This window comes from Nitrospina sp. P1_D6, assembly GCF_052156615.1.
GTDB lineage: Bacteria > Nitrospinota > Nitrospinia > Nitrospinales > Nitrospinaceae > Nitrospina.
This window is the reverse complement of the sequence record NZ_JBQKUN010000006.1, coordinates 136,949-162,661: the sequence shown is the minus strand read 5'-3', so window position 1 is coordinate 162,661 and position 25,713 is coordinate 136,949. Positions and strand designations below refer to the sequence as shown.

At 59.1% G+C, this 25,713-nt stretch carries 20 protein-coding genes; 13 read left to right on the top strand and 7 right to left on the bottom strand.

The window, feature by feature from the left end; genetic code table 11:
• Positions 1–68: 68 nt before the first annotated feature.
• Both guaA and guaB read right to left on the bottom strand, forming a co-directional pair.
• Entirely contained in the window at positions 69–1,628 is a 1,560-nt protein-coding gene (guaA, locus tag ACTRXA_RS11810; RefSeq protein WP_442427392.1) for a glutamine-hydrolyzing GMP synthase, read from the bottom strand.
• A 73-nt stretch (positions 1,629–1,701) separates the two neighbouring features.
• Entirely contained in the window at positions 1,702–3,171 is a 1,470-nt protein-coding gene (gene guaB / locus ACTRXA_RS11805; protein WP_442427391.1) for an IMP dehydrogenase, read from the bottom strand.
• A gap of 200 nt (positions 3,172–3,371) precedes the next feature.
• On the opposite strand from guaB, the gene ACTRXA_RS11800 reads away from it, so the two are divergent.
• Both ACTRXA_RS11800 and ACTRXA_RS11795 read left to right on the top strand, forming a co-directional pair.
• Positions 3,372–4,814: a transglutaminase-like domain-containing protein gene (locus ACTRXA_RS11800; RefSeq protein WP_442427390.1), complete on the top strand. Its 1,443-nt coding sequence runs from the start codon at positions 3,372–3,374 to the stop codon at positions 4,812–4,814.
• A 447-nt stretch (positions 4,815–5,261) separates the two neighbouring features.
• Positions 5,262–8,891: a vitamin B12-dependent ribonucleotide reductase gene (locus ACTRXA_RS11795; RefSeq protein WP_442427389.1), complete on the top strand. Its 3,630-nt coding sequence runs from the start codon at positions 5,262–5,264 to the stop codon at positions 8,889–8,891.
• A gap of 116 nt (positions 8,892–9,007) precedes the next feature.
• Here the strand turns inward: ACTRXA_RS11795 and ACTRXA_RS11790 are convergent, their stop codons facing one another.
• Together ACTRXA_RS11790 and ACTRXA_RS11785 are read right to left on the bottom strand one after the other, a co-directional pair.
• On the bottom strand, positions 9,008–9,991 hold the full coding sequence (locus tag ACTRXA_RS11790) for a formylglycine-generating enzyme family protein (protein WP_442427388.1): 984 nt from the start codon (positions 9,989–9,991) through the stop codon (positions 9,008–9,010).
• A complete protein-coding gene (locus ACTRXA_RS11785; protein ID WP_442427387.1) occupies positions 9,988–10,410 on the bottom strand; it encodes a tetratricopeptide repeat protein in 423 nt (140 codons plus the stop codon). Before ACTRXA_RS11785 ends, ACTRXA_RS11790 begins: the two co-directional genes overlap by 4 nt.
• A 178-nt stretch (positions 10,411–10,588) precedes the next feature.
• On the opposite strand from ACTRXA_RS11785, the gene ACTRXA_RS11780 reads away from it, so the two are divergent.
• Entirely contained in the window at positions 10,589–11,938 is a 1,350-nt protein-coding gene (locus ACTRXA_RS11780; RefSeq protein ID WP_442427386.1) for a hypothetical protein, read from the top strand.
• On the opposite strand, the gene ACTRXA_RS11775 is transcribed toward ACTRXA_RS11780, so the two are convergent.
• Positions 11,917–12,753, bottom strand: a complete 837-nt coding sequence (locus tag ACTRXA_RS11775) for a methyltransferase domain-containing protein (RefSeq protein ID WP_442427385.1) — start codon at positions 12,751–12,753, stop codon at positions 11,917–11,919. The two genes, ACTRXA_RS11780 and ACTRXA_RS11775, sit on opposite strands and share 22 nt — an antisense overlap.
• Positions 12,754–13,007: 254 nt before the next feature.
• Here ACTRXA_RS11775 and ACTRXA_RS11770 point away from each other — a divergent pair, with 254 nt between their 5' ends.
• From ACTRXA_RS11770 to ACTRXA_RS11740, 7 genes are all read left to right on the top strand, one after another.
• Positions 13,008–13,865 (top strand): phosphate ABC transporter substrate-binding protein, encoded by an 858-nt coding sequence (locus ACTRXA_RS11770; protein ID WP_442427384.1) that lies wholly within the window; start codon positions 13,008–13,010, stop codon positions 13,863–13,865.
• Between the two features lie 26 nt (positions 13,866–13,891).
• On the top strand, positions 13,892–14,779 hold the full coding sequence (pstC, locus tag ACTRXA_RS11765; RefSeq protein WP_442427383.1) for a phosphate ABC transporter permease subunit PstC: 888 nt from the start codon (positions 13,892–13,894) through the stop codon (positions 14,777–14,779).
• Positions 14,776–15,624 (top strand): PstA family ABC transporter permease, encoded by an 849-nt coding sequence (locus tag ACTRXA_RS11760; protein WP_442427382.1) that lies wholly within the window; start codon positions 14,776–14,778, stop codon positions 15,622–15,624. Before pstC ends, ACTRXA_RS11760 begins: the two co-directional genes overlap by 4 nt.
• Positions 15,621–16,325, top strand: a complete 705-nt coding sequence (locus ACTRXA_RS11755) for a phosphate ABC transporter ATP-binding protein (RefSeq protein ID WP_442427381.1) — start codon at positions 15,621–15,623, stop codon at positions 16,323–16,325. The genes ACTRXA_RS11760 and ACTRXA_RS11755 overlap by 4 nt, the downstream gene beginning before the upstream one ends.
• 121 nt (positions 16,326–16,446) lie before the next feature.
• Positions 16,447–18,018, top strand: a complete 1,572-nt coding sequence (locus ACTRXA_RS11750; RefSeq protein ID WP_442427380.1) for a tetratricopeptide repeat protein — start codon at positions 16,447–16,449, stop codon at positions 18,016–18,018.
• A 142-nt stretch (positions 18,019–18,160) separates the two neighbouring features.
• Positions 18,161–19,315, top strand: coding sequence for a hypothetical protein (locus ACTRXA_RS11745; protein WP_442427379.1), 1,155 nt, complete (start codon positions 18,161–18,163; stop codon positions 19,313–19,315).
• 156 nt (positions 19,316–19,471) lie between these two features.
• Positions 19,472–20,188: a TVP38/TMEM64 family protein gene (locus ACTRXA_RS11740; RefSeq protein WP_442427378.1), complete on the top strand. Its 717-nt coding sequence runs from the start codon at positions 19,472–19,474 to the stop codon at positions 20,186–20,188.
• A gap of 30 nt (positions 20,189–20,218) precedes the next feature.
• Here ACTRXA_RS11740 and ACTRXA_RS11735 read toward each other — a convergent pair whose 3' ends face one another.
• Positions 20,219–21,148, bottom strand: coding sequence for a hypothetical protein (locus ACTRXA_RS11735; RefSeq protein WP_442427377.1), 930 nt, complete (start codon positions 21,146–21,148; stop codon positions 20,219–20,221).
• A 190-nt stretch (positions 21,149–21,338) separates the two neighbouring features.
• Here ACTRXA_RS11735 and gnd point away from each other — a divergent pair, with 190 nt between their 5' ends.
• From gnd to pgl, 3 genes are all read left to right on the top strand, one after another.
• Positions 21,339–22,235 (top strand): phosphogluconate dehydrogenase (NAD(+)-dependent, decarboxylating), encoded by an 897-nt coding sequence (gene gnd / locus ACTRXA_RS11730; RefSeq protein ID WP_442427376.1) that lies wholly within the window; start codon positions 21,339–21,341, stop codon positions 22,233–22,235.
• Positions 22,236–22,336: 101 nt separating this feature from the next.
• Positions 22,337–23,869, top strand: coding sequence for a glucose-6-phosphate dehydrogenase (gene zwf / locus ACTRXA_RS11725; RefSeq protein WP_442427375.1), 1,533 nt, complete (start codon positions 22,337–22,339; stop codon positions 23,867–23,869).
• 8 nt (positions 23,870–23,877) lie between these two features.
• Positions 23,878–24,618 (top strand): 6-phosphogluconolactonase, encoded by a 741-nt coding sequence (pgl, locus tag ACTRXA_RS11720; protein ID WP_442427374.1) that lies wholly within the window; start codon positions 23,878–23,880, stop codon positions 24,616–24,618.
• Between the two features lie 32 nt (positions 24,619–24,650).
• On the opposite strand, the gene ACTRXA_RS11715 is transcribed toward pgl, so the two are convergent.
• A complete protein-coding gene (locus tag ACTRXA_RS11715) occupies positions 24,651–25,700 on the bottom strand; it encodes a molybdopterin-dependent oxidoreductase (protein ID WP_442427373.1) in 1,050 nt (349 codons plus the stop codon).
• Positions 25,701–25,713: the final 13 nt, after the last annotated feature.

Here is a 25,713-nt window from a genome sequence, read left to right as displayed (position 1 = left end):
AGGCGAATGTGGAGCGAGCGAGTGCTAATATAAGGAATTGAAAGCAGAAGAGAGCGAGTGCGGGAATTTTATTCCCACTCAATCGTACCGGGGGGTTTGGAGCTGATGTCGTAGACAACACGGTTGACGCCCTGGACTTCGTTGATAATCCTGTTTGATATTTTACCAAGAAGTTCGTAAGGCAGGTGAACCCAGTCGGCGGTCATGCCGTCGGTGCTGGTCACGGCCCGCAGGGCCACCACGTTCTCGTACGTGCGGGCGTCGCCCATCACGCCCACCGTCTTCACCGGCAACAGCACGCCGAACGACTGCCAGATTTCGTTGTACAGCCCCGCGCCCTTGATCTCTTCCAGGATGATCTTGTCCGCTTCCTGCACCATGCGGATGCGGTCGCGCGTGATCTCGTCGATGATGCGGATGGCGAGACCCGGTCCGGGGAACGGCTGGCGGTTGATGATCTCGTCGGGAAGACCCAGTTCGCGCCCGAGTTTGCGCACTTCGTCCTTGAACAGTTCGCGCAGCGGTTCGACCAGTTCCATCTTCATGTTCTCCGGCAGGCCGCCCACGTTGTGGTGCGACTTGATCACCGCCGATGGGCCGCCCTTGAACGACACCGACTCGATGACGTCCGGGTACAGCGTGCCCTGTGCGAGGTAGGTGAAGTCGCCCGCCTTCTGCGCCTCCTCCTCGAACACCTCGATGAACGTGTTGCCGATGATCTTGCGTTTCTGTTCCGGATCGGTGACGCCCTTCAGCTTGTCGAGAAACGTTTTCGACGCGTCCACCACGTACAGGTTCATCTTGAAATGCTCGCGGAACGTGTCCACCACGCGCGCGCGTTCGTTCATGCGCAGCAGTCCGTTGTCGATGAAGATGCAGATCAGCCGTTCCCCCACGGCCTTGTGCAGCAACGCCGCCACGACCGACGAGTCCACGCCGCCGCTCAGCGCGCACAACACTTTTCCGCCCTGCACCTGTTGGTTGATTTTTTCGATGGCGTAATCGGCGAACGATTCGACTTTCCAGATGGGATCGCACCCGCAAATCTTGTACAGGAAGTTTTCGAAAATCTTTTTGCCTTCCTGCGTGTGTACGACTTCCGGATGAAACTGCAGTCCGTAGATTTTGCGGACGGGGTCTTCCATCGCCGCCACCGGCGAGTTGCTGGTAAACGCGGTGACCTTGAATCCGTTGGGCAGGCGGGTGATCCGGTCGCCGTGACTCATCCACGCGATGGAGTTGTTGTTGACGTTGCTGAACAGGTGCGAAAAGGTTTTGAGAACCAGCTCAGCACGGCCGAACTCGCGTTCCTTCGCCGGGTTCACCTCGCCGTCGTTAAGGTAGGTGATCAACTGCATGCCGTAGCAGATGCCGAGCACGGGAATTTTGAAATCGAACAGGACGGGATCGAGCACCGGCGCGTCTTCCGCCAGCACGCTGCCGGGTCCGCCGGAGAGGATGATGCCCTTCGGCTTGAACTCGCGGATTTTCTGGATGCCGATGGTGCACGGATGGATTTCGCAGTACACCTGGCATTCGCGCACCTTGCGCGCGATGTTCTGCGTGTATTGCGACCCGAAATCGAGGATCAGGATCCGCTGGGAATGAATGTCTTCGCCGATGGTCATTGCGTGTGTTCGGTGATGGGTTGATGAAAGCGCGGCCGCGTCAGCCGGTGATGGCGCGGCGTCCGCGGGGCGTTCATTCGATGTGGTAGTTGGGCGATTCCTTGGTGACGATGACGTCGTGCACATGGCTTTCCTTCAGGCCCGCCATGGTGATCTTGATGAACTGCGAATCGTTGCGCAGCGCGTCGATGGTCTTGCATCCGCAGTACCCCATGCCGGCGCGCAGGCCGCCCATCAGCTGGTGCACGCTGTACGCCAGCAGGCCGCGATACGGGATGCGCGCTTCCACGCCCTCTGGCACCAGCTTGCTTTCGTTGAGGCCCAGTTCCTGGAAGTAGCGGTCGCTCGATCCCTTCTGCATGGCGCCGATCGACCCCATCCCGCGGTATTCCTTGTAGCTTCGTCCCTGGTACAGGATTTTTTCGCCGGGGCTTTCCTCCGTACCGGCGAACAGGGAACCGATCATCACCGAGTGCGCGCCCGCGGCGATGGCCTTGGTGATGTCACCGGAATGACGGATGCCGCCGTCGGAGATGATGGGGATGTTCTTCTTCGCCGCGACCGCCGAGCACTTGCGCACGGCGGTGATCTGCGGCACACCGACGCCGGTGACCACGCGCGTGGTGCAGATGGAGCCCGGCCCGATGCCGACCTTCACCGCGTCCACCCCGGCCTTGATGAGCGCCTCCGTGCCTTCCACCGTCGCCACGTTGCCGCCGATGACCTGCAAATTGGGGAACGACTTTTTGATCTCGCGGATGGTGCGGAGCACTTTTTCCGAATGACCGTGGGCGCTGTCGATGGTGAGCACATCCAGTCCCACCTTCACCATGTCGGCGATGTGGTCCATGTAATCGGTGGACGCGCCCAGTGCCGCGCCGACCAGCAGCCGGCCTTTTCTGTCCTTCGCCGCGTTGGGGAACTCGGTGACCTTCAAAATGTCCTTGAGCGTGAGCAGGCCCTTGAGGTTGCCCTTCTTGTCCACGACGGGCAGCTTTTCGATGCGGTTGTCGTGCAGGAGTTTTTTCGATTTGTCGAGGGGTGTCTTCTCCTGGATGGTGACCAGGTTGTCCTTCGTCATCAACTCCGAGATGGCCTTGTCCGTCTTGGTTTCGAAGCGGATGTCGCGGTTGGTCAGCATGCCGACCAGCTTTTTGTTTTTGACGATGGGGATGCCGGTGATGCGGAACTTTTCCATCACCTCAAGCGCCTCGTGCAGTTTCTGCTCCGGCTCCATGGTGATGGGGTCCGGGATGATGTAGCTGACCGAACGCTTGACCTTATCCACCATCTTGCGTTGCAACTCCGGCGGCAGGTTGCGGTGGATGATGCCGATGCCGCCCTCCTGCGCCAGCGCGATGGCGAGGTCGGCCTCCGTCACCGTGTCCATCGGCGCGCTCACCAGCGGGCAGTTGAGGGTGATGGTCTGCGTCAACTGCGTCTTCAGGCTCACCTCGGAAGGCATCACCTTCGAGTAAGCGGGCAGGAGCAGGACGTCGTCAAAAGTGAGATAGGTTTCGATGTCTTTCTGTTTTCTGGCCATGAAATCGGGGGGAGAGTGTGGTTGCCGAACAGTCCAAAACGGGCGGCACGATGCCGGGCGCCGTGTGTAAAGAGGTTATCTTAGCACGGCCCGAATCGGGTTTTCACAGGAAAAATGGAATGCTTTGAGAAGCGGGCGGTCAACCCGGCCATGCCTGTGATTTTGTGCCGGGTTCGGATTGCCTGTGTTACTCTGGGCGCATGTTGAAACGATTCACATTTTTTGTGGTTTGGGTTGTGGCGTTGCTGGTGGCCGGGGCCGTGGCAGCCGCGCCCATCGTGGAGCGCGACGACTGGTCCGGCACCTACTTCAACGGCCAGAAACTGGGCTTCAACCGCGCCGTGGTCGAGGTGGAAGACGACGAGATCCGCGTCCACACGCAGATGTTCCTGCGGCTGGAGGCCGGCGGCATCGAGCAGGTGACCTCGGTGTCGCAGGACACGCGCCTCACCCCGGACCTCAAGCTCAAAACCTTCAGCCTGCTGCAGGAAATCATGGGGAGCCGCCAGCGCATCGAGGCGCGGGTGGAGGACGGCAAACTCCTCTATCACATCACCACGCAGGGCTACAGCAAGGACAAGGAAATGGACCTGCCCGCCGATGCCGTGCCCGCGTCCACCGCGTGGCTGAACCTCGTCCATGCCGGGCTGGAAGTGGGCAGAAAGGGCACGATGACGCTGTTGATCGAGCCGTTCCAGATGACCGCCCCCCTCAAATACGAAGTGCTGCGGCAGGAGACCATCGACCACCGCGGCAAGCCGGTGGAGACCTACGTCATCAAGCAGGAGTACTCCGGCATCAAGACGTTCACCTGGGCCACGGTGGACGGCACGGTCCTGCGCGAGCGCACGGTGCAGGGGTTTGAGTCGGTCAAGGAACCCGCCTCGGTGGCGCGCGAACTGCCGCCGGAGGCCATGTCGGTGAGCAACTTCATCACGTTGAGCCTGGTCAAGGCCAACAGGCCTATCGAAAAGCCGCGCACGGTGAAAGCGCTCAAGCTGACGCTCCGCAACCTCACCGGACCCGACTCCCTGCCCAGCGACCACCGGCAGAAGGTGCTGAACACCGCCCCGATGAAAGGCGGCGACTACCAGGCGACCCTGTCGATCGAGCAGGAGGCCCCGGCTCCGGCGAAACCGGTGTCGTTTCCCTTCAATGATGAGGCAACGCGGCCTTACCTCGAAGACACATCGCAAATCCAGTCCGAGCACCCCATGATCCGCGCCCTGGCCCGTGAACTGAAAGGGCAGAGTACCGATCCCTGGCGCGTGGCGCTGGCTATCAATAAATGGGTGTATTCCAACCTTGAGAAGGTGCTGGTGGACGCGTTCACCGCCGTGGACGCACTCCACTCACGGCGCGGCGAATGCCAGTCCCACACCAACCTCTACACCGCCCTGGCCCGTGCCGCGGGCATCCCGACCCGCGTCGTGAACGGCATCGTGTACTCGGAGGACTTCCAGGGCTTCGTCTATCACGCCTGGCCGGAGGTGTATGTCGGCGAGTGGCGGGCGCTCGACCCGACCCTCGGGCAGGAAGGGGTGGACGCGACGCACATCAAGCTGTCCGAGGGCAACACCGACGGTTCCTTGAAGCTGATGGAGTTCGTCGGCCGCCTCGACATCGACGTTCTCGAAAATTAGCCCCTGTGGAGAACCCGGCCTCTTCCGGAACCCCGCTATGGGAGGCGGGTTGCCGACCCCATGCAGCCGGTTTCCCAATATTCATGCTGTGATTTAGCCTTTCAATTCCGCAAACCCAAGCCCCGCCTGCGTGAGGTCCCGGTACAGGACGCAAAGGCGCGGTTTTCCGCGTTGGTAATGGCCTCAACCCGGATGGGTAAAGCCTCCCTATCTATCAGATTTTAAAAACCTTGTTTCGCTAAATCCTGATTTCTTGGGCAGTTCGGAAAACTCCGACAAGGGCATTCCAATTTTCCGTTGACATCACAATATATAGTGCTAAGTTATAGCCTCCACTACTAAATATAGTGGAAACTGGGTCAAAGCCATTGAAACTTGGTCCATTGGAATTACATTGAGAATTGGGGAAGACAGTCACCCACCTACATTGAGTCTGGAGAGAAGCTTATGGATATCCCCCGCATATTTACCAAGAGCCGCAAGGACCCGTACGAAGGCCTGAATTTTGTCGAGCGGTCTTCTAAAATCACCAACGCAAATGGGTCAGTAGTCTCTGAAATAACGGGGGTTATGGTTCCGGACTCGTGGTCGCAGGTGGCCGCGGACATCATTGCGCAGAAATACTTCCGCAAGGCGGGCATTCCGGCCGTCACCAAAAAACGCTACGAGCACGACGTCCCCGAATGGCTGTGCCCGTCGGAACCCGACCTCGAAGCCCTCGAAAACCTGCCCGAAGACGAGCGTTTCGGGCGCGAGACCGATGCGCGGCAGGTGTTCAACCGTCTGGCGGGATGCTGGACCTACTGGGGCTGGAAGAGCGGTTACTTCAGCAACGAGGAAGCGGCGCTCAATTATTACGACGAGATGTGCTGCATGCTGGCGCGGCAGAGCGGCGCGCCGAACTCGCCGCAGTGGTTCAACACCGGCCTCAACTGGGCCTACGGCATCGAAGGCCCGCCGCAGGGGCATTACTTTTTCAACGAAAAGACCGGCCAGACCGAAAAATCGCAGAGCGCCTACGAGCGCCCGCAGCCGCACGCCTGCTTTATCCTCTCCATAAATGACGACCTGGTGAACGAGGGCGGCATCATGGACCTGTGGCAGCAGGAAGCGCGGTTGTTCAAGTACGGTTCCGGCACCGGCACCAACTTCTCCAAACTGCGGAGCGGCGGTGAGTCGCTTTCCGGCGGCGGCCAGTCCTCCGGCCTGATGAGCTTTCTGAAGATCGGCGACCGCGCCGCGGGCGCGATCAAGTCCGGCGGCACCACGCGCCGCGCAGCGAAGATGGTGACACTCGACGTCGATCATCCGGACATCGAGGAATACATCCAGTGGAAGGTGAAGGAAGAGCGCAAGGTGGCGGCGCTGGCGGCGGGGAGCAAGCTGTGCCGCAAGCACCTGAAGGCCGTACTCGATGCCTGCTGGGACTGGGACCACGCCAGCACCCGCTTCGACGTCAAACAGAACAAGAAACTGAAAAAAGCCGTGCGCGATGCGCTGGCGGTGTTCGTCCCGCAGAACTACATCTACCGTGTCATCCAGCTCGCCGAGCAGGGCGTCCAAGACGTCGAGTTCGAGGAGTACGACACCAACTGGACGTCGGAGGCCTACCAGACCGTCTCCGGCCAGAACTCGAACAACTCGGTGCGCCTGACCAACGAATTCCTGCACGCGGTGGAATGCGACGGTGACTGGAACCTGGTGGCCCGCACGACGGGCAAGGTGGTCAAGACGGTGAAAGCGCGCGATATCTGGCGGCTGGTCAACGAATCGACGTGGGCGTCCGCCGACCCCGGCGTGCAGTTCGACACCACCATCAACGAATGGCACACCTGCCCGCAGGGCGGCCGCATCAACGCCTCCAATCCGTGCTCGGAATACATGTTCCTCGACGACACGGCGTGCAACCTGGCGTCGATCAACCTGATGAAGTTCCACGACGCGGAGACGGGCCAGTTCGATGTCGAGAAATTCATTGCCGCCTGCCGGCTGTGGACGCTGACGCTGGAGATTTCCGTGACCATGGCGCAGTTCCCGAACAAGGCGATCGCGCAGAAAAGTTACGAGTACCGCACGCTGGGTCTCGGGTACGCCAACCTCGGCACGCTGCTCATGGTGTCCGGCATTCCGTACGACTCCAAGCAGGCGCAGGCCATCACCGGCGCCATCACCGCCATCATGACGGGCACCAGCTACGCCATGTCGGCGGAGATCGCGGGAGAGGTCGGGCCGTTCCCGCAATACAAGGAGAATGCCGAAGACATGCTGCGCGTCATGCGCAACCACCAGCGTGCCGCGCACAACGCAGACGCGCGCGAGTACGAAGGCCTCACCGTGTACCCGCAGGGGATCGATCCCATGAACTGCCCGGTGTACCTGCACGAGGCGGCGCTCGATGCGTGGAAGCAGGCGCTGGAGCTGGGCCAGAAGCACGGGTACCGCAACGCCCAGACCACCTGCATCGCGCCTACCGGCACCATCGGGCTGGTCATGGACTGCGACACGACGGGCATCGAACCCGACTACGCGCTGGTCAAGTACAAGAAGCTTGCCGGTGGCGGGTATTTCAAGATCATCAACCGCGCGGTGCCCCTGGCGCTCAAGAACCTCGGTTATCCGCAGGAACAGATCCAGGCCATCGTCGACCACTGCGTCGGTGCGGCCAGTTTGAAAGGCGCCCCGTACATCAACTACGAAGCGTTGAAAGCGAAGGGCTTCACCGACCACGTGCTGGGTGCGGTGGAAAAAGAACTGCCGCGCGTGTTCGATATCACCTTCGCCTTCAACAAGTACGTGCTGGGCGAGAACTTCTGCACGGAAGTGCTGGGCATCGACGGCGATCAACTGGACGCGCCCGACTTCAACCTGCTCAAACACATCGGCTTCACCGACGAGCAGATCACGAAGGCGAACGACCACATCTGCGGCACCATGACCATCGAAGGCGCTCCGCATCTCAAAGAAGAACACTATCCGGTGTTCGACTGCGCCAACCAGTGCGGCAAGTACGGCAAACGCTACATCCGCCACGAAGCGCACATCCGCAAGATGGCGGCGGCGCAGCCGTTCATCTCCGGCGCGATCTCCAAGACCATCAACATGCCCAACAACTCCACCATCGAAGACGTGGACAAGGCGCACATGCTGTCGTGGAAACTGATGGTGAAGGGCACCGCCGTGTACCGCGACGGATCGAAACTGAGCCAGCCGCTCAACAGCGTCGTCGCCGCGGAGTTCAACCTCGAAGACTTGGAAGATGAAACCGAACGCGACACCCTGAAGGTGGCGGAGAAACTGACGCGCGTCTTCGTCGATCAGCAGAAAAAACGCATGCCGCTTCCCTTCCGCAGAAAAGGCTACACGCAGAAGGCGGTGGTCGGCGGACACAAGGTGTACCTGCGCACCGGCGAGTACGAGGACGGTTCGCTGGGCGAAATCTTCATCGACATGCACAAGGAAGGCGCTGCCTACCGGAGCCTGATGAACTGCTTCGCCATCTCCATTTCACTCGGTCTCCAGCACGGTGTGCCGCTGGAAGAGTTCGTCGATGCCTTCGTGTTCACGCGGTTCGAGCCGAACGGCATGGTGACCGGCAACGACACCATCACCATGGCGACGTCCACCATCGACTACATCTTCCGCGAACTGGCGATCAGTTACCTCGACCGCTACGACCTGGCGCACGTGACCCCGGAAGACCTGCGTTCCGATGCTTTGCAGAAAGAAACGGAAGTCTCTCCGGAGGCGGAAGGTGAGGAAGGGGAAACGAAACCGGCCGCCGAATCGAAAGTCCCCCGCACGGAAGAGCCAGGTGAGGCAGGAGACACGCCCCTCACTCACGGTAACGGCGGGAACGGAGGCAACGGCCACAGCACACCGCAAAAAACCGGAACCACGACAAAGGAACTGGGTACGGTGGTGCTCCAACTTAGCAAGGAAGCAAAAAACTCTGCCGCCATCGCCAAGATGAAAGGGTATGAGGGCGATCCCTGCGGTGAATGCGGTCAGTTGACCCTGGTCCGAAACGGGACCTGTCTGAAATGTATTTCCTGCGGTGCCACTTCGGGGTGTTCCTAATCCTCGCCCGCCAAAACGCCCCGGGTCACCGTATTGCGTAAGGCCGGAGTTCTCATCCACCCTGCCAGGATGAGGGCTCCGGCCTTTCTTTTTTATTCTGGAAACTATTTAGTGGATCAATTCGCCGATTTGGCGCAACGGAAGCCGAAGGTGGAGTTGACGGTGGTGCCATCGACGGGATTGCGGATGGAGATGGCGCCGAGCAGGGGCTGACTGCTCCAGCTTCCACCTTTCAACAGAAACGATTGCGACGGTGCGGATGAAGGCCGGGTCGGGTCCGGTTCTTCCGGATTCGATACCGGTTTGGGGATGCCGGTGGGATTCGGCACGGGCGTCGCCACCCATTCCCACACGTTGCCCGCCATGTCCAAAGCCCCCGTGGGGCTTGCTCCCAATGGAAACGATCCGGCCGGGGCCACGCCGAGAAACCCGTCTATTTCACCCAGCAGGTTGGCACGTTTGGGACCGGATTTGCCCTCCCACGGCACGAGTCGTTGGGTTTGCCCGCGTGCCGCCGCTTCCCATTCCTCTTCCGTCGGGAGACGTTTTCCCGCCCACATGCAGTAATTGCGTGCGCTCGTCCAGTCGATGCCCATCGCCGGGCACTCCGGGCAATCATCGCCGCCCGTGTGCACGGTCTCGTCGTACTGGGGTTTGAAGAGCTTGAACTGTTTCACCTTCACTTCTGTCAGGTCCATGTAAAAACCGGGGAGCAATTTTTTTGCGAGGCCGCGCGAGTTGTCGGTGAGGCGGTGCTGCCCTGGGGGATCGAGAGGCACCAGGTACTCCCCCGCAGGGACATGCACCATGATAGATCCGTCCTTGCGGTTGATACGGGTTGGAGGAAGCAGTTTCGTTTCCAAAACCGGTGCGGGTTTCAATTCCTTCACGCTTTTCTTTATCGGTTCGAGTTGCGGCTTGGGAGGTTGGGTGTTTGCCTTGGTGGTTGTCGGGGCGACAGGTTTGGAGTTGCCGTTTGCGGGCAGAACCGGTGTGTTGTTTTTCTTTTTGGTATGCGGGTTGTGCGCCGGTTGCAGGTCTGCGGAGGCACAGCCGCCCATCAGGAACACGATCAGGACTCTGGATATAAGGGACTTCAACGTTTTGCCTGCTCGTCTTTCATGAATTGGTCGTACCGCTTTTTGAGCCGTTTGTAGGTGGTGAATTCCTTTTGCGCCTTGTCTAGGTCTCCCATCTGTTCATAGGTGTATCCCAGGCTGTAGTGCGCGTCCATGTGTGCCGGATCGTAGCGCAGTGCGAGTTGAAAGGATTCTTTGGCTTCCTCGTACCGGCCCTGAAAATTGTATACACCCCCCAGACCATAATGCGCTTCGGCGTTTTTTGGATTTTTTTCGAGTGCCTGTTTGAAGGACAACTCCGCACGTCCGAAGTCCTGGGCCTCAATGTGGTTGAGGCCTTCCTTCACGTATTCATTGCTTTTTTTGTCCGTGCATTGGGGTAGAATCGCAAGCAGAAGGAGCAATGCCAAAAGCTGGCAGATCCGGGTCACGGTACGCATCGTGCTCTCCTTTTGAAAGAGAGGATAAGAAGAATCCGGCCCCTGCGTCCGCACCGGTTTCTCAACCGAAAGGTTCGATTTAATCATAACATTGTCCGATGGGAACCGCCATACCCGCCGGGTCCAAACGGCCCGGTTTCAGGCGGTTTGCGAGAGGGTGCGGGGCGGAGGAAACACGATGGCGGACTGGGTGACAGGGCTGGGCGTGGGCGGCGCGGCGCTCCTGCTTGTTCTGCTGGCCGTGCTGACGTTGAAAGGGTATGGCGTGGTCCGCGTCGGGTGGTTGAACCTGTCGCGCCTGAAACGTTTGCGCGAGCGTTTGGAAGCCAGTACGGATACGGCGGAAAAGGCGGCGTTGGAAGCGGTGGTGACTCGCTGTGACACGCTTCGCGCGCGCTGGGTGCTGGATGAATCCGAGTTGAAGGTGTGGGACCATACCCGTGCGCTGCTGGAGTCGGTCGCCGCGCCGTTTCATCCCAAATCGCATCACCCCTTGCGCGAAGCGCGGCTTGGCAGACTGCTGGACGCGTTTCTGGAAATCCGGGATCAGGCGGAAGCGCTTTCCCGCCAGCGGGGAGTGCGTCCTTTAACCCGGTTCCGTCTGCACCACCTGCGCTCCTTCCTTCGTGTGTGGAAACAGAAAACCCGGTGGGATGAATCCAAGGTGGGCCGCGCCGCCCGCCGTTTCAGGTTTTTTTCGATCACCCGCTGGGCGGTCATGGCGGCACGGCTTCTCGACCTCACGTTCTGGTCGATGAAGATGGCGTTTTATTTCGTGTACGACATTGCTTTCCGCGTCCTGCTTCTGCGCTGGTACCTGTCGGTGGGCGAGCTCGCCGTCCAGGTGTACCGCGATCGCGACCCCGACGCGACGGCGCCGGATGAAGACGCGCTGAAGGATCTGGACGACCTGCCGGAACCCGAACCGGTGGCGGAAAGCGTCCTGCCTCCGGATGTGAAGGAACTGGTGCGCGCCTCGCGCAAACAGATTTTATTTCACACGCGGCCCCTCAAGTGGAGCGAGACCCGCGCCGTGTATCAGCAAATGGCAGCGGACATTGCGCGGCACCATCACCCGCACTCCGACGATCCCCTTTTGGAAGCCCGCCCGTACGATCTGCTGCTGGCCCTGGCCCGGTTCGCCGAGCAGGTGGCCGCCTTGCGGGAACAGCCGGTGCTGAGCAAACTCCTGGACCTTCGCCTGTCGCACATGCTGAGAATGAAAGACACCACCGACTGGATTCTGGAAAGCCAGATCTTCAATCTTCTGCGTAAATACAAGGTGGGCACGGCGGTGAAATATTCGACCCTCATCTATAAGGCGTTCCGGCGCGGGCACCCGGGCATCCTGTTCCGTGATTTTGCTTTCACGATTGCGCAGGAAGGGTTGAAACGGTGGCTCATGGTCTATCTGCACGGCAAGCTGGCTGTGCAGGCGCATTGGATTTACCGCACCCCCTCCGGGGCCGTACCCGAAACCTCCTCCTCATCCGCCAGGGAACCGGCTCACGCCACATCCAGCCGGTAAGCCGCGCGCACCCCAGCCGAATACACATCCGCCCAGTGCGACGCCTTCTTCTGCTCCGGCGTCCACAACTCTTTCCAGTGACACGGCCTTTCGATGTAGGCCGACCAGTCCATTGCCGTCGCTTTCAGGTTCAATGACTGGAACCACGTTTCGAGAAGCGGAATGCTGGGAAAGGTGGTGAGGCTCAGGTTGCGGTCCTTGTGCAGAAACGATTCGGGCAACGTGTAATCCTTTTTCTCCGCCTGGGTGAGCGTGGTGAACAGGATGGGGAGATTCAGCACTTCATCGGTCACATGAGGGTGGATACTCAACGCATCCTTGCCCTGCAGAGCCGCATACGCGGCGGTGAAGGTGTCAAGCAGGATCGTGCGACGCGCGGCGCGTTTCATCAGGGTGAGCAGACGGTACGGCTCCGCCGTGTAGTAGAGCATGCCGAAACAGAAAATCGTATCGTACGCATCTACGCCGCAGGTCTCCAGCAGGTCGAAGGCATCCCGCACTTCAAACCGGAATCGTTCCGTGGGCACCTCGTGACGGGCAAACAGGGTCTCCGCGCGGCGGATCGTGTCTGCTTCAGTATCCACGCCGTGCACGGAGGCCGCATCCATCTGGAGCGCCGCATACGAAAACGTGCCGATGTGCGAAGCGAGGTCGAGCACTCGCGCACCTGTCACGTTAACCCGGTTCCGGTTCAAAAGGACATCCACACGCCCGTTGAGACAGGCGTGGTGGTAGGGAATGGCCCAGCGGGTGGCGCGGGTGTCGGTGGTCAGGAATTCGGAGTCGGGTGCGAAGAGCTGGAAGGATGCGGCCACGGCTGAAAATTCAAAAAGGGTTGAGGGCAACGGCCTTTCATCATAGTCGTAACGGCGAAATTTGCAAGCCGGACGGGTGCTGGGGAGGAATGCCGTTTCAGGATCTGTCCGTATTCAAAAAAACGCGTAAGGTAGCACCCCTGTCCTGCGACGAAAAAACCGATTGCCCCGTATATATAAATATATGAATATACAGATATACTGGCAGGAGGCGGGTCATTCAATCTGAAGGGCGAGCCAAAAGGGAGGTCTCATTGATTTTTCGTGTGCTTGCGGGTGCGCTGGCGATCCTGTTCATGAATGCGGTCCCTTCACCGGCGCAGGACAACACACTCATCCGTGTCGGGGGGTCGACCACGGTGCTGCCTGTCCTCACGGTTGCCGCCGAGCGTTTTCAACGGCTGCATGAGGGTGTTCGCATCACCGTCAACGCCGGCGGCAGTGGCGTCGGAATCCATGGCGTCGGGACCGGACGGCTGGACATCGGCCTCGCCTCACGCCAGGTGTCGCCGGAAGAAACCGCGCATTATGGCGACGCGGGTTTGCAGGTGCATGTGGTGGGACGCGACGCTGTGGCCTGCGTTATCTCGTCGGAAGTTTACCAGGCCGGGGTGACATCGCTCAGCCGCGATGAGATCCGCGCCATTTACCAGGGTCGCATCACCAACTGGAAAGAGGTTGGGGGACCCGACCGCCGCATCATCGTTATTGACAAGGAACCGCATCGCGGTACGCGGCATGTGTTCATGCGGTTCGTGTTCGGCGACGAAAAGGCGCGGGCTCCGGGGGCGCGGCTGGTGACCGGATCGAATAACGAAGAGCAGGCCAAGATCGCGCAGAGCGATGCCGCGATCGGCATGTTGTCCCTGGCGTGGATCAATGCTGACGTTTCCGGTGTGGGCATTCGCACCGAAGGCCGGGTTATCGAACCCACGCTGGAAAATGTAAGAAACGGGTCGTTTCCCATCGCGCGCAACCTGAACCTGGTCACTGCCGGGCGGCCCCGGGGTGAGGTGAAAACGTTCATCGATTACCTGCTGGGGCCGGAGGGACAGGCCATCGTGCAGGAATCCGGCTACATTCCGGTCAACGGCCCTGTGCCCGTCAACTGATTATCCATCCGCAGGAGGTCCTCTGCATGCAACTCCGCACCCCGTCCATCGTCGTTTCTTCATACCGGGGCCCGGCGTTCTGGGTGACCGGGGCGATGGCGCTAATGGCGGTGTTGGTGGTGGCGGTGTTGTTCTCCTTCCTTTTATGGGAAAGCCTTCCCATTTTTTCGCAACAGGGCGTTTCTTTCCTGACCGGTACCGAATGGTTTCCCGGTGAGGTGTATGGTGCACTGCCGATGATCACCGGCACTTTGTGGGTGACGGCGATCGCTTTGGCGTTCACGTTGCCCGTGGCTCTGGGTGCGGCGGTGTTCACGTCTGAATTCCTGCCGTCTCGCGCGCGCCTCATGGTGAAGGCGGTGATGGAGCTGCTCGCCGGGGTGCCGGGCATCGTGTATGGCCTGATGGGCGTCACGCTGGTTGCGGTCTGGGTGGGTGATGTCTTCGGATTGATCGACGGCAACACGCTGTTCACGGCGGGACTGTTGCTGGCGGTGATGATCCTGCCGACGGTGATGACGCTTTCCGAAGACGCCCTGCAGGCGGTGCCGGGTGAGGTGCGTGACACGGCACTGGGCCTGGGCCTCACGCGGTGGGAGACGGTTCTGCGTGCGGTCCTGCCGCAGGCTGTACCCGGCATCGCGGGTGCGGTGTTCCTCGGCATGGGGCGCGCCATGGGCGAAACCATCGCGGTGATGCTGGTGATCGGCGGACTCGACCGCATCCCCGACCCCTTGTTCGACGTGTTTCTTCCGGGCCAGAGCATCCCGTCCAAGATCGGCCGCGAAGCGGCGGAGTCGTTGGGATTCGGTCTGCAATGGCACGCACTCATCGGACTGGGCTTGATCCTGTTCGTCATGGTCATGATGCTGTCGTGGCTTGGAAACCGGCTTCTCAAAAGGGTGAAAGCATGAACCGGCGCGCATTTGAAAAGCTGGGCATCGCCTTCTCCGGTGCGCTTGCTGTTTTCGGCTGTCTCATTCTTGGATTCATTCTGGTGACGGTGTGGATGCGCGGCGCTCCGGTTCTGGATTTGGATTTTCTCACGGAACCGGCGTCCGGGTTTGGCCAGGCCGGTGGCGTGCGGTATCAGATTCTGGGTACGGTGCTGTTGATGACAGGCGCGGCCCTGGTGTGCCTGCCGGTGGCGTTGGGGTCGGTGTTGTTCACAACAGAGTTCGTGCGCTCCCCGCGTTTAAAGAAAAATTTTCGTTCGCTCATCTTTTCGCTGAACGCCATGCCGACGGTGTTGTTTGGCCTCATGGGTTATATCGTGTTCGGGGTTTTATTGGACACGGGGGTGTCGTGGCTCACAGGCACGTTGATCCTCGCCATCATGATCCTGCCCACACTGCATATCAGCCTGCTCGAGACGGTCGAGTCGATTCCCACGCACTATCGCGAGGCGGGACTGGCGTTGGGGTTGACGCCGGGGCAATTGATCCGGTCCGTCATTCTTCCGCACAGCGTGTCCGGGTTGGTTACGGGGACCCTGTTGGGTCTTGCCCGCGCGGCGGGCGAAACGGCGGCAATCATGTTCACCGCGACGGTGTTCTCCGGTGTCACCGTACCGCGCTCGTTCACCGAACCTGTCACCACCCTGCAGACACACATTCTGGTGCTGGCGCAGGAGGCGCTCGACCCCCAAGCCGTGTCTCAGGCATGGAGTGCGGCGTTTGTCCTGTTAATGGGGGTGATGGGGCTGATCGCACTTGCGTTGTTCTGGCGTACGCGAATTCAAATGGAGGCCCAACGATGAGCGATGAACCGGTGCTGTCGCTGGAAGCGGTCACTCTGCGCTACGGGGACCGGGTGGTGCTCGAAAACGTGTACGGGGCGTTCCCACGGAATTCGGTCTGTGCCCTGACCGGTGCTTCGGGCAGCGGCAAATCCACGCTGCTTCGCGCGTTTTGCCGAATGAACGACGCGTTGCCCGGTTTTGTCGTGGAAGGAACCGTCTCGGTCCTGGGACAGGATATTTACAACGATCCCGTGGATGAGTACGCCTTGCGCCGCCGTGTGGGCCTGATTTTCCAGAAACCTTGTATGTTCCCAAAAAGTATTTACCACAACGTGGTGTTTGGGCTGCGTCACCATCTTCCGGAAAAAAAGATCGAGTTTCCCGAGCGAGCCGAGCAGGCGCTCAAAAAAGCATTTCTCTGGAATGAAGTGAAGGATCGATTGGACGATCCGGCACCGACGTTGTCGCAGGGACAACAGCAACGCCTCGCCATCGCGCGAACCCTGGCGGTCGACCCGGAAATACTTTTGATGGACGAGCCCACCTCGGCGCTCGATCCGAAATCCGCCCGGGCCATTGAGGAATTGATCCTGTCCCTCAAGTCACGGCACACGATCGTGTGGGTGACTCACCAGGTAGAGCAGGCCCGGCGCACCGCCGACTGCATTCTGCGCGTGGAAAACGGGACGCTCCGGGTGGACAACGGGCAACCTCTTTAACCCGCCAAATATCCCCTGAATTTACGCTTTGACCCGGCTTTTTCGCGTTGTGCTTTTAAAGCTCTGCACTTCCTTTTATAATCGGGGAGATTGACAATCTGACCGGAATCTTACGTCCATCATGAAAAAGCCGCGCACTGAACGCAAATCCAGTTTCTCCCTTACGTCGGGAGACGAAGCCCTTTCCACACTGGGCGAGGAATTGCTCAAGAAGTACCCCGACATGCTGGAAAAAGTCGAACGGTTTCACCGGACCGACAAGGCCGTGCGGCGCAAGGCGGAACCGGTAATGGAGCTGTTTCCTTACGACTGGCAGGACCCGGAGTATTTTCTGGACGGGGTGATGCACTGTGTGCGCGGCAACTACCTGGGGGCGCTCGGCGTGTTCTCCGATGTAATGGAAAAAGAGCCGGAGGCCTACCCCGTCTATCACATGCTGGGTTACGTGTGTGGAAGCATGGGCAAGCACAAACTGGAAGCGGATTACTACCGCAAGGCGCTCAAGCTGAAACCCGATGCCGTGCAGGTTTATTACGATCTGGCTATTGCCTGCTGGTTGATGGGGAAGGACCAGAAAGCCTATTCCGCCATGAAGGACAGCGTTCAGCGAGTGCAGGATTTCAACGTGGCCGATCACTGGCTGACCTACGCCTCGGACAACCTGGGGCGGTACATCGATCCCGATACGCTGGCTGAGAAAGAAGAAGGCGAGAAAGTGCGATGCCTGGCACAGGCATATTACATGCTGGGGCACGCATTCATCGAATACGAACTGAACGCCGCGGCGCGCACGGCGTTCAAGAATGCGGTGCGCATTCAGCCGAAGTTCGCGGACGCCTATTACGAACTGGGTGCGCTGCATATCAAAAAACTGCGCAACAAGGAACGGCGCAAAAAGTACCTGGAGGAAGCCGAACACCTTTATGTTCAAAAAGGCGATTTGTTGCGTGCGTCGATGGCGCAGCAGTTGAACCAGTCGCGCGAAGAAGCGCCGGAAGAAGACTCCGCAGAGGAATGGATGAAAGAAGGCCTTCGGTTGCAAACGCTGGGACTCTACCAGCGGGCCATCGACGCATACAAGATGGCCATCGCGTTCGAACCGAACTTTCTCGACGCCTATTACAATATGGGCGTTGCCTACGGCAGCCTGGAAGAACAGGGGATGGACACGCTGGTCAGCGCCATTGGCGCGTTCAAGCAGTCGATCCGCCTCAAGCCCGATTTCATCCATGCGCACATCGCCCTGGCTGCCGCCTACCTGCGGCGGGGGGAATACCACGATGTGATCTATGTGCTGGAGAAGGCAAGAGAAGTCGATCCGGACAATTACAACGTGTACTATTACCTGGGTACGGCGTATCGCTTTGAGGACCAGCTGGAAACCGCGCTCGACATGTTCGAGCGGGCCGCACGGTTGGCGCCGGATTCCCTGCAGGTCCGGTTTTCTCTGGGACTCGCCTGCATGGACTGCGGAAACCATGATGCGGCGCGCGACGCGTTCGTCGAAGTCCTGCGCATCAAGCCGGATTTTCCCGACGCACATTATCTTCTGGGATACCTTTACCGCGAAGTATTTCACGTGGAAGAACCGGCGGTGGCGCATCTGAAAAAAGCCGAAAAGTTGTACCTCAAGTTGAAGGACCACGATCGCGTGGCGAAGATCCGTCAACTGCTTGTTGCCGCCCCCGAATGACTCTGCTTTTATGAAAACTTCCCAGACCCCTATGTTGCAATCAGCAAGACAACCCATAATCCCCTGGTTGATGATCCTGCTCGCGGTTGTCCTTACCGGGATTCCGGTTTCGGTGAGTGGGAAGGAATCGCCCTCTCAGCCAATGTCTGCATACGAGATGGCGGAGAAGGCGGTGATCGACACGCTGTATTACCGTTTTGATCCGTGGTTCGACCGGTTCGCACACCGCATCCGCGAACTGGAATCGGAACCGCAAAGCATTCCCCATCAACTGGAACTCATGAAGTTGTATTTTTATTCCGCCGCTCTGCATGCAGAGCTCACGCACACCCTGTCCTTCACCGAAAGTTACCAGATAGAATCCATCCGGAAATCCTTTCAATCCAATTCGCAGAAGACCATCGATATCGCCAACAAACTACTGGAACGCGAAAACCTGAAGCAGTCAGACCGAGCCGATGCGTTTTTCTTTCTCGGGGTGGCGGAAGGGTACGTGGCCCTTCTCGAGTATGGTGAAGGACACATCCTTTCGGCCCTGATCGACGGCCTGCGCGCCGACAATCATCTTGAAGACGCCCTCAGCCTCGATCCGCATCACGCCGACGCGCATGTGGGGCTAGGCGTATACCGCTACGGCAACACGCGGCTGGGGGGATTGGGCAACTTCATTCTGCAGGGGGGGCAGGACCTGCGACTGACGGGACTCAAGCACATCGAGCGTGCGCTGGAAAAGAAAATTCTGTCCCGGCCGCTGGCGCTCAAAACGCTCATCTGGTTTTACATTTCCGAGCAGATCAATCCGGCCAACGCAGGGCTTGCCGACAGCGATTCTTTATCACCCAAAACCGCACGCCGCCGGGCGCTGGAGTTGATGAACGAATATGAAACGCGTTATTTCACCGATGTCCCCATTGAAGACTTTCCCGGCAACAAGGGATTCGAAATGATGCTCGCCATCCAGGCGGTGCTGGACGGCGACTATCTTTCGGCGAAGAAGCATTTCACCATGGCGCTTGAAATCAGCCGGCACCTCATTGATCACCGTGGGCTCAAGGTCAATCCCAAGTATCTGGACACGGTGAAGGCGGGCATCGAGTTCTGCGACCTCATGTTGCTGGAGAACAAAGTCAACCTCGCCCGGAAACCCAATCCCCTGTGCACCGGGGTCATTCAGCAGATCCGGTTCATTGAAAAAGGCGGAAGCATGGTGGAATACCAGTCGGCGAAGATACGTCGGGAAATCCAGGATGTGTTTTACAACCGCCTGAAACGGATGTCCAAAGAACACGGTTGCTGAGCCAGCCTTCGCCGGGTCCCGTCTCCCAAATGTCTCCCATTTGTAAGGAAAAGCCTTACCTGACGACTCAACCGCACGATCCATATCCATTGCCGGCGTCTGGTATACTGAAGCGGTTTCAACACTTTTTTGAGAGCAGAGGGTGAAAAGCCAGGTATGAAAAAAAAGATCACACTGCTGCTGGTGTTTGCGTTGGCCATCGTCGCGTTTTATGTTTTCGATCTAGGCCGGTTTCTGTCGCTGGAAAGCCTGAAAACGCATCGCGACCAGTTGGATGCATTTTATAAAGCCAACACGTGGTCGATGATCCTGGGTTTCATCGCCGTATATATCGTGACCGTGGCTTTGAGTCTGCCCGGTGCGACCATCCTCACGCTCACTGCGGGGGCGATCTTCGGTGCCTGGACGGGGACTCTCATCGTCAACGTCGGGGCGACCGTTGGGGCGACGCTGGCGTTCCTGGTGGCGCGGTTTCTGCTTCAGGAATGGGTGGAAAAGAAATTCGGCGACCGCATCAAGACCTTCAATGACGGTTTTTCCAGCAACGCACTGGGATACATCCTGTTTTTGCGGCTGGTTCCGCTCTTTCCGTTTTTCCTCATCAACCTGGTCTCCGGACTGACGCGCGTTCGGCTCGGCACGTATTTCATCGGCACCATGTTCGGAATCATGCCAGGTTCCTTCGTCTACGCAAACGCCGGGGCGAACCTCGCTTCCATCGACAAGCTGGGCGACATCGCCTCGCCGGAAGTGCTGGGGTCGTTCGCCCTGCTCGGCCTGTTCGCCCTCATTCCAACACTCTACAAACAATTTAAAGGTAAAAAGAATCTGCCGCCGGAAGTGAAGGAAGCGGGAAGCGCCAACGACCCGTAAGGGGAGAGGTTTTTCTTCGTGACTGTTGTTTTAGCCTGAATGATTGTTCAGGTGCTCGCGGAAGGTAGCGAAGATGCTCTGGATGGGTGGGATGAGTTTCGTCTGGAGCTCATCGGGAACGAAATTGATCTTGCCCACCGGCCAGTGTTCCATTGCACGCACATCGAGGCGGTAGGGCTGATAATGCATCTCCAGGGTCTGCTCGTATCCATAAATGAGCAGATACTGGTGCACCTTGTGGTACCAGTTCAGAATTTCGTCCGGTTCGGACAGGCCCTGGAGGAAGGCTTGAGTCATGTCTTTTATTAATCCCTCCGCGTGCTCGATGAAATCCGGATCGTGCGCCTGCTCCAGCGTTTTGTAAAGAATGATGATGTCCTGGAGCAGGTATTTGATCTGTTGAGGATCCTTGAGCGGCGGTTCGCGGTCGCGGTGCAGGTTTTGCTTCAATTCCTTCACCAGACGCAGGGTGTCGTAAATGATGGACTGCTCCCATGTCGCCGTGTTCCACACGAATATGGGCCTCACCCAGCGCACGGTTTCGGTGGCGTCTTCCATGTGCATGGTGATGTTGGGTTTGACCTTGTTGGTGTAGGGCAGGCGGCCGCCCCACATCTTGAGTTTGAGGTCCAGACCCTCCGGCATGAATGCCTGGCGAAGGGTGGTGGAATACACACCGACCAGTTTTTCCAGGTTTTCGTGTTCCTCCAGCGGACCGCCGGATGGCAGGTTGACGATGCAGTAATACCTCCAGATGCGCCGCTTGGATTTGCCGTTGGGTTCGGCGATGAGGTACGTACCGCCCCAGATCCCGGACGAAATGGGGATGTCCATTCCGTAACGGCTTTGCATGACGGCGGAAACCGTTTGGGCGACGTTGCCGTACAGTTCATTCAAATGATAGAGGTTGGTGTGCTGGTCCTCAGTGAAGACCGGGCCGGATGTTGGGGGAAGTTCCATGGGTACCTGTCAACTTGCGGATGAATCTGGAAAATGAAAACGAACTCGAAAATGGCAGAACGATTTCAGGTGCCGAAATTGTATTCTGATTCCGGAAAAAATTCAAAGCCTGCTTTTCCGATGTAGACCGTGCAGGGTATATAATGAACACATGCAGGCACAGAACCCGGACCACCCGAAAGGAGGGGATATGAAGATCGGATTTGTGGGATTGGGAAAGATGGGCGCGAACATGGTCCAGCGGCTGGTTTCCGCGGGACACGAGGTGGTGGCGCATGACCGTTCCGAGGAAAGGATGGCGTTTGCGGTTCGGCAGGGGGCGCAGGCCGCCGACTCCCTCAACACGCTGGTACAGCGATTGCCGGAGAGAAAGGCGGTGTGGATCATGGTGCCCGCCGGGACCCCGGTTTGGGAGACGGTGGACGTCCTGATGGAATTGCTCAATCCCAATGACATCATCATCGACGGCGGCAATTCCAACTGGCGGGATACGGGAAAGGTGGCGGAAAAAGTACATGACCGCGGCCTGCATTACATCGACTGCGGCACCAGCGGGGGTGTGTGGGGATTGAAGGAAGGCTACTGCCTGATGTACGGCGGCCATGATGAACCGTGCCGTTATATGGAACCCGTCTTCGAAGCGCTGGCTCCGGAGAACGGCCACCTGCACGTGGGCGCCAGCGGTTCCGGGCATTTTGTCAAGATGGTGCACAACGGCATCGAGTACGGCATGATGCAGGCGTATGCCGAAGGCTTCGAGATCATGAACAACTCTCCCTTCGACATCGACCTCCATGCGGTGAGTGGGGTGTGGCAGAAGGGAAGTGTGGTGCGGTCCTGGTTGCTGGATCTGGCGGAGCGGGCATTGAGGGACGACCCGAACCTGTCGAATCTGGAGCCGTACGTGGAAGACAGCGGAGAAGGACGCTGGGCGGTGCAGGCGGCCATCGATTTCGATACCCCGGCACCTGTGATCACGCAGAGCCTGTTCGCGCGGTTTCAGTCGCGTCAGCAGAACTCGTTCGCCATGAAGCTCCTTGCCGCTCTTCGCAACCAGTTCGGCGGTCATGCGGTGAAAAACAAATAGGGGGTGAAGGATTGTTTCAGGCCGGGGTTTCCGTTTTATAATGAAACGGATTCCAGTCATCCCACAAACTTCAGTTCACACCTTTTCGCGGGCAGGGGGGTATGGTCAAACTCGATAACTGCATCCTCGTCATCTTCGGCGCCTCCGGCGATCTGACCCGGCGTAAACTTGTCCCGGGATTGTTCAATCTTTACCAGAAGGACATGCTTCCGGAAAAATTCGCCGTTCTGGGTGTCAGCCGCACCAAAATGACCGACGCCGCCTTCCGCAAATCCCTCGCGGAGGGCGTCGAGGACGCCGAAGAAAAACCCCATCCCGAAGACTTCCGTAAGTTCGCCAAGGCCCTGTATTACCAGTCCATCGATCCGGGAGAGTCCCGCGATTACGACAAGCTGGCAAAACGTCTGAAGAAACTGGACGAGAGCCTGGGTACCAACGGCAATTTCATCTACTACCTGTCCATTGCCCCGTCGATGTATGAAATCATCATCGAGAACCTGGGCGCGGCGGGTCTGCAAAAAGAGAAGAAACCCGATCAGGCCTACAAACGCATCATTGTGGAAAAGCCGTTCGGCTACGACCTGGCCTCCGGACAGGTGCTCAACAAGAAACTGCTCAAGGTGTTCCGCGAGCCGCAGATTTTTCGCATCGACCATTACCTCGGCAAGGAAACCGTGCAGAACCTCCTTGTGTTCCGCTTTTCCAACGGCATCTTCGAGCCGCTGTGGAACCGGAACTTCGTCGACCATGTGGAGATCACCGCCGCGGAAACCGTGGGCATAGGCACGCGCGGCCGGTATTACGACGCCTCCGGTGCCCTTCGCGACATGGTGCAGAACCACCTCCTGCAGATTCTCGGCATCATCGCCATGGAACCGCCGCCTTCGTTCGATTCGTTTTCCGTGCGCAACGAAACGGTGAAGGTGTTTCAATCCCTGAAACCCATTACAGAAAGCAATGTGGAGGCGTCGGTTGTGCGGGGCCAGTACACGAAGTCGCAGATCAACGGACAGATCATTCCCGGGTACCGGGAAGAGGAGCACGTCGATCCCTTTTCGCGAACCGAAACATTCGTGGCGATGAAGGTGTTCATCGAAAACTGGCGGTGGGGTGGGGTTCCGTTTTTCATCCGTACCGGAAAACGCCTGCCCACGCGGGTGACGGAGGTGGTGATCCATTTCAAGAGCACGCCGCACATCCTGTTCCAGCACAAGGGCGAGCATGTCTCCGTACCCAACCAGCTCATCATCCGCATTCAGCCGGACGAGGGCATTCTGCTCAACTTCGGGATGAAACGTCCGGGTGCCGGCTTTCACGTGGAGAAAGTCAACATGGACTTTCATTACTCCGACCTGGGTGATACGAGCCTGGCGGATGCCTACGAACGCCTGTTGCTGGACTGCATCCAGGGCGATCCCACGCTGTTTGCGCGTGGCGACGCGGTGGAATCCTGCTGGCGGTTCGTCGATCCCATTCTGAAACACTGGGCCTCCAAGCCGGACGAAGCCATCTACGGCTATCCCGCCGGAACATGGGGACCCCGGCATGCCAACGCCCTCTTCTCCGTGGCGGGCATGGACTGGCATTACCCCTGCCGGAACCTGGTCGAAGACGGCCTGTTCTGCGAGCTGTAACCTTCCTCATGAAAGATTCACAAATCCACTGGGTCGTACAAAAGGATGCGGAGACCACCGCTCACGCATTGGCCAAGGAGTGGGTGCGGCGCGCCGGCGTGGCGGCGTCCAACGGGTTGCCGTTTCGTATTGCGCTTCCCGGCGGTTCGACTCCGCGACGCCTGCTGGAGATCGTCGCGCATCCGGACAATGCGAAGGCCATCGACTGGTCCTGCGTGCACCTGTTCTGGGGGGATGAACGGTGCGTGCCGCCGGATCATGCGGAAAGCAACTACCGCATGGCGGACGAGACATTGATCCGGCACGTTCCTCTTCCCGAGACCAACATCCACCGCATGCGCGGCGAGCAGGACCCTCAAAATGAAGCCCGGCGTTATGCGGAGGAACTCCGCCGCGCATTTGGAATTTCTGCGGATGCCGTGCCGCGTTTCGACTGGGTCCTGCTCGGCATGGGGACGGACGGACACACGGCGTCGCTTTTTCCCGGTCAAACAGAAGTTCTGGAATGCCGCGAGCTGTGCGCCGTGGCCAGGCAACCGGAGAGCGGCCAGGCGCGCATCACGTTGACGCTTCCCGTATTGAATGCGGCCGCGTGCGTGTCGTTTCTGGTGACGGGAGAAAGTAAAGCGGAACGACTGGCGTCGGTGCACCACGCTCCCGACCGAAAGGAACGTTACCCCGCCGCGCTTGTGGACGCGGAGCGGGTGGAGTGGTGGGTGGATTCCGCTGCCGCCAGGGAGCTGGGATAGGACTCCGTTGGGGCGGAACCCGCCGCACCCGATCACATCACGTTGACATCGACCCGGTGAATGCCCGAAACGCCGGCGGGAAACGGGTTGCGGTGATCGTCGCGTTGGATGCCGCTGTACTGGTCCGCCGCGCGTACGGCGATGCGGTAGCGTCCGGAGCGCGGAAAGGTGACGGGATACGACCAGAACACCCACGAGTAAGGCGACAGCGGTTTTTCCAGCTTCGCCAGCGACCAGCTTTTTTCTCCGTCCAGCGACACCTGCACGTACTGGATACCCCGGTCGCCCGCAAACGCCACGCCACGCAGAGTTGTTCGCCGGGCCTCCAGCCACTGCCCCTGTTGCGGGTGGTCGATGCGGCTGAAAATCTTTACCTTGCCGCTTTGGGTCCAGTTGAGTTTCTGCCAGTATCCCGTGTGCGCTCCGTTCTGGATGCGGATTTCCTTCAGCCACTTCACCTGCTTGATCCCGTAATACCCCGGAACCAGCACGCGCAGCGGGAACCCGTGGTCGCGTGTCAGCGGTTTTCCGTTCATGCCGTGGACAAGAAGCGCACCGGGATGTCTGGCCGCACGCAGGGGCAGGCTGTCGTGGTAACCGTCCGCGCCTTTCAACACCATCGTGTCAGCGAGGAAATCCGGGTCGGCTTCTTCGATCAGTTGCGCGAGTGGCAAACCGGTCCATTTCGCATTCCCTATCGCGTAACCGCCAATGGGGTTGCCGATGCAGTTGAGTGTGATGATGCGTGTGACGGACGGGCGTTTCACGATATCGTCATAATCCAGGGACTGCGGTCTGGCAATGTCACCCTCGATGCACAGGGTCCAATCAGACGCATCGCGCGGGAGCGATTCCGGTGGGCCGGAGATGTCTTCTACGTAAAACCGTTTGACGGGTGTGATGGGAGGCAGCTTGCCCGTGGGGCGGGCGATGTCCGGCGTCATTCCGGAGACATGCAGGACCGATCCTCGGCGCGCTTGAGAGTGCATTGTACGCCACGGACGCGCCAGCGCGCGAAAGGGCGCAATCAGGCACAGCGCCATTGACACCAGAACGAATCGTAAAAAAGCACTGCGGGTCATGGCGCGAATGTCA

What these genes read in the sequence shown, in the direction of transcription:
- ACTRXA_RS11750 (WP_442427380.1), top strand. Translation starts at nt 16,447, where the DNA reads ATGAAAAAGCCGCGCACTGAACGCAAATCCAGTTTCTCCCTTACGTCG.
- ACTRXA_RS11760 (WP_442427382.1), top strand. Translation starts at nt 14,776, where the DNA reads ATGAACCGGCGCGCATTTGAAAAGCTGGGCATCGCCTTCTCCGGTGCG.
- zwf (WP_442427375.1), top strand. Translation starts at nt 22,337, where the DNA reads ATGGTCAAACTCGATAACTGCATCCTCGTCATCTTCGGCGCCTCCGGC.
- ACTRXA_RS11795 (WP_442427389.1), top strand. Translation starts at nt 5,262, where the DNA reads ATGGATATCCCCCGCATATTTACCAAGAGCCGCAAGGACCCGTACGAA.
- guaB (WP_442427391.1), bottom strand. Translation starts at nt 3,171, where the DNA reads ATGGCCAGAAAACAGAAAGACATCGAAACCTATCTCACTTTTGACGAC.
- ACTRXA_RS11785 (WP_442427387.1), bottom strand. Translation starts at nt 10,410, where the DNA reads ATGCGTACCGTGACCCGGATCTGCCAGCTTTTGGCATTGCTCCTTCTG.
- pgl (WP_442427374.1), top strand. Translation starts at nt 23,878, where the DNA reads ATGAAAGATTCACAAATCCACTGGGTCGTACAAAAGGATGCGGAGACC.
- ACTRXA_RS11740 (WP_442427378.1), top strand. Translation starts at nt 19,472, where the DNA reads ATGAAAAAAAAGATCACACTGCTGCTGGTGTTTGCGTTGGCCATCGTC.
- ACTRXA_RS11755 (WP_442427381.1), top strand. Translation starts at nt 15,621, where the DNA reads ATGAGCGATGAACCGGTGCTGTCGCTGGAAGCGGTCACTCTGCGCTAC.
- ACTRXA_RS11800 (WP_442427390.1), top strand. Translation starts at nt 3,372, where the DNA reads ATGTTGAAACGATTCACATTTTTTGTGGTTTGGGTTGTGGCGTTGCTG.
- gnd (WP_442427376.1), top strand. Translation starts at nt 21,339, where the DNA reads ATGAAGATCGGATTTGTGGGATTGGGAAAGATGGGCGCGAACATGGTC.
- ACTRXA_RS11735 (WP_442427377.1), bottom strand. Translation starts at nt 21,148, where the DNA reads ATGGAACTTCCCCCAACATCCGGCCCGGTCTTCACTGAGGACCAGCAC.
- ACTRXA_RS11745 (WP_442427379.1), top strand. Translation starts at nt 18,161, where the DNA reads ATGTCTGCATACGAGATGGCGGAGAAGGCGGTGATCGACACGCTGTAT.
- pstC (WP_442427383.1), top strand. Translation starts at nt 13,892, where the DNA reads ATGCAACTCCGCACCCCGTCCATCGTCGTTTCTTCATACCGGGGCCCG.
- guaA (WP_442427392.1), bottom strand. Translation starts at nt 1,628, where the DNA reads ATGACCATCGGCGAAGACATTCATTCCCAGCGGATCCTGATCCTCGAT.
- ACTRXA_RS11780 (WP_442427386.1), top strand. Translation starts at nt 10,589, where the DNA reads ATGGCGGACTGGGTGACAGGGCTGGGCGTGGGCGGCGCGGCGCTCCTG.
- ACTRXA_RS11715 (WP_442427373.1), bottom strand. Translation starts at nt 25,700, where the DNA reads ATGACCCGCAGTGCTTTTTTACGATTCGTTCTGGTGTCAATGGCGCTG.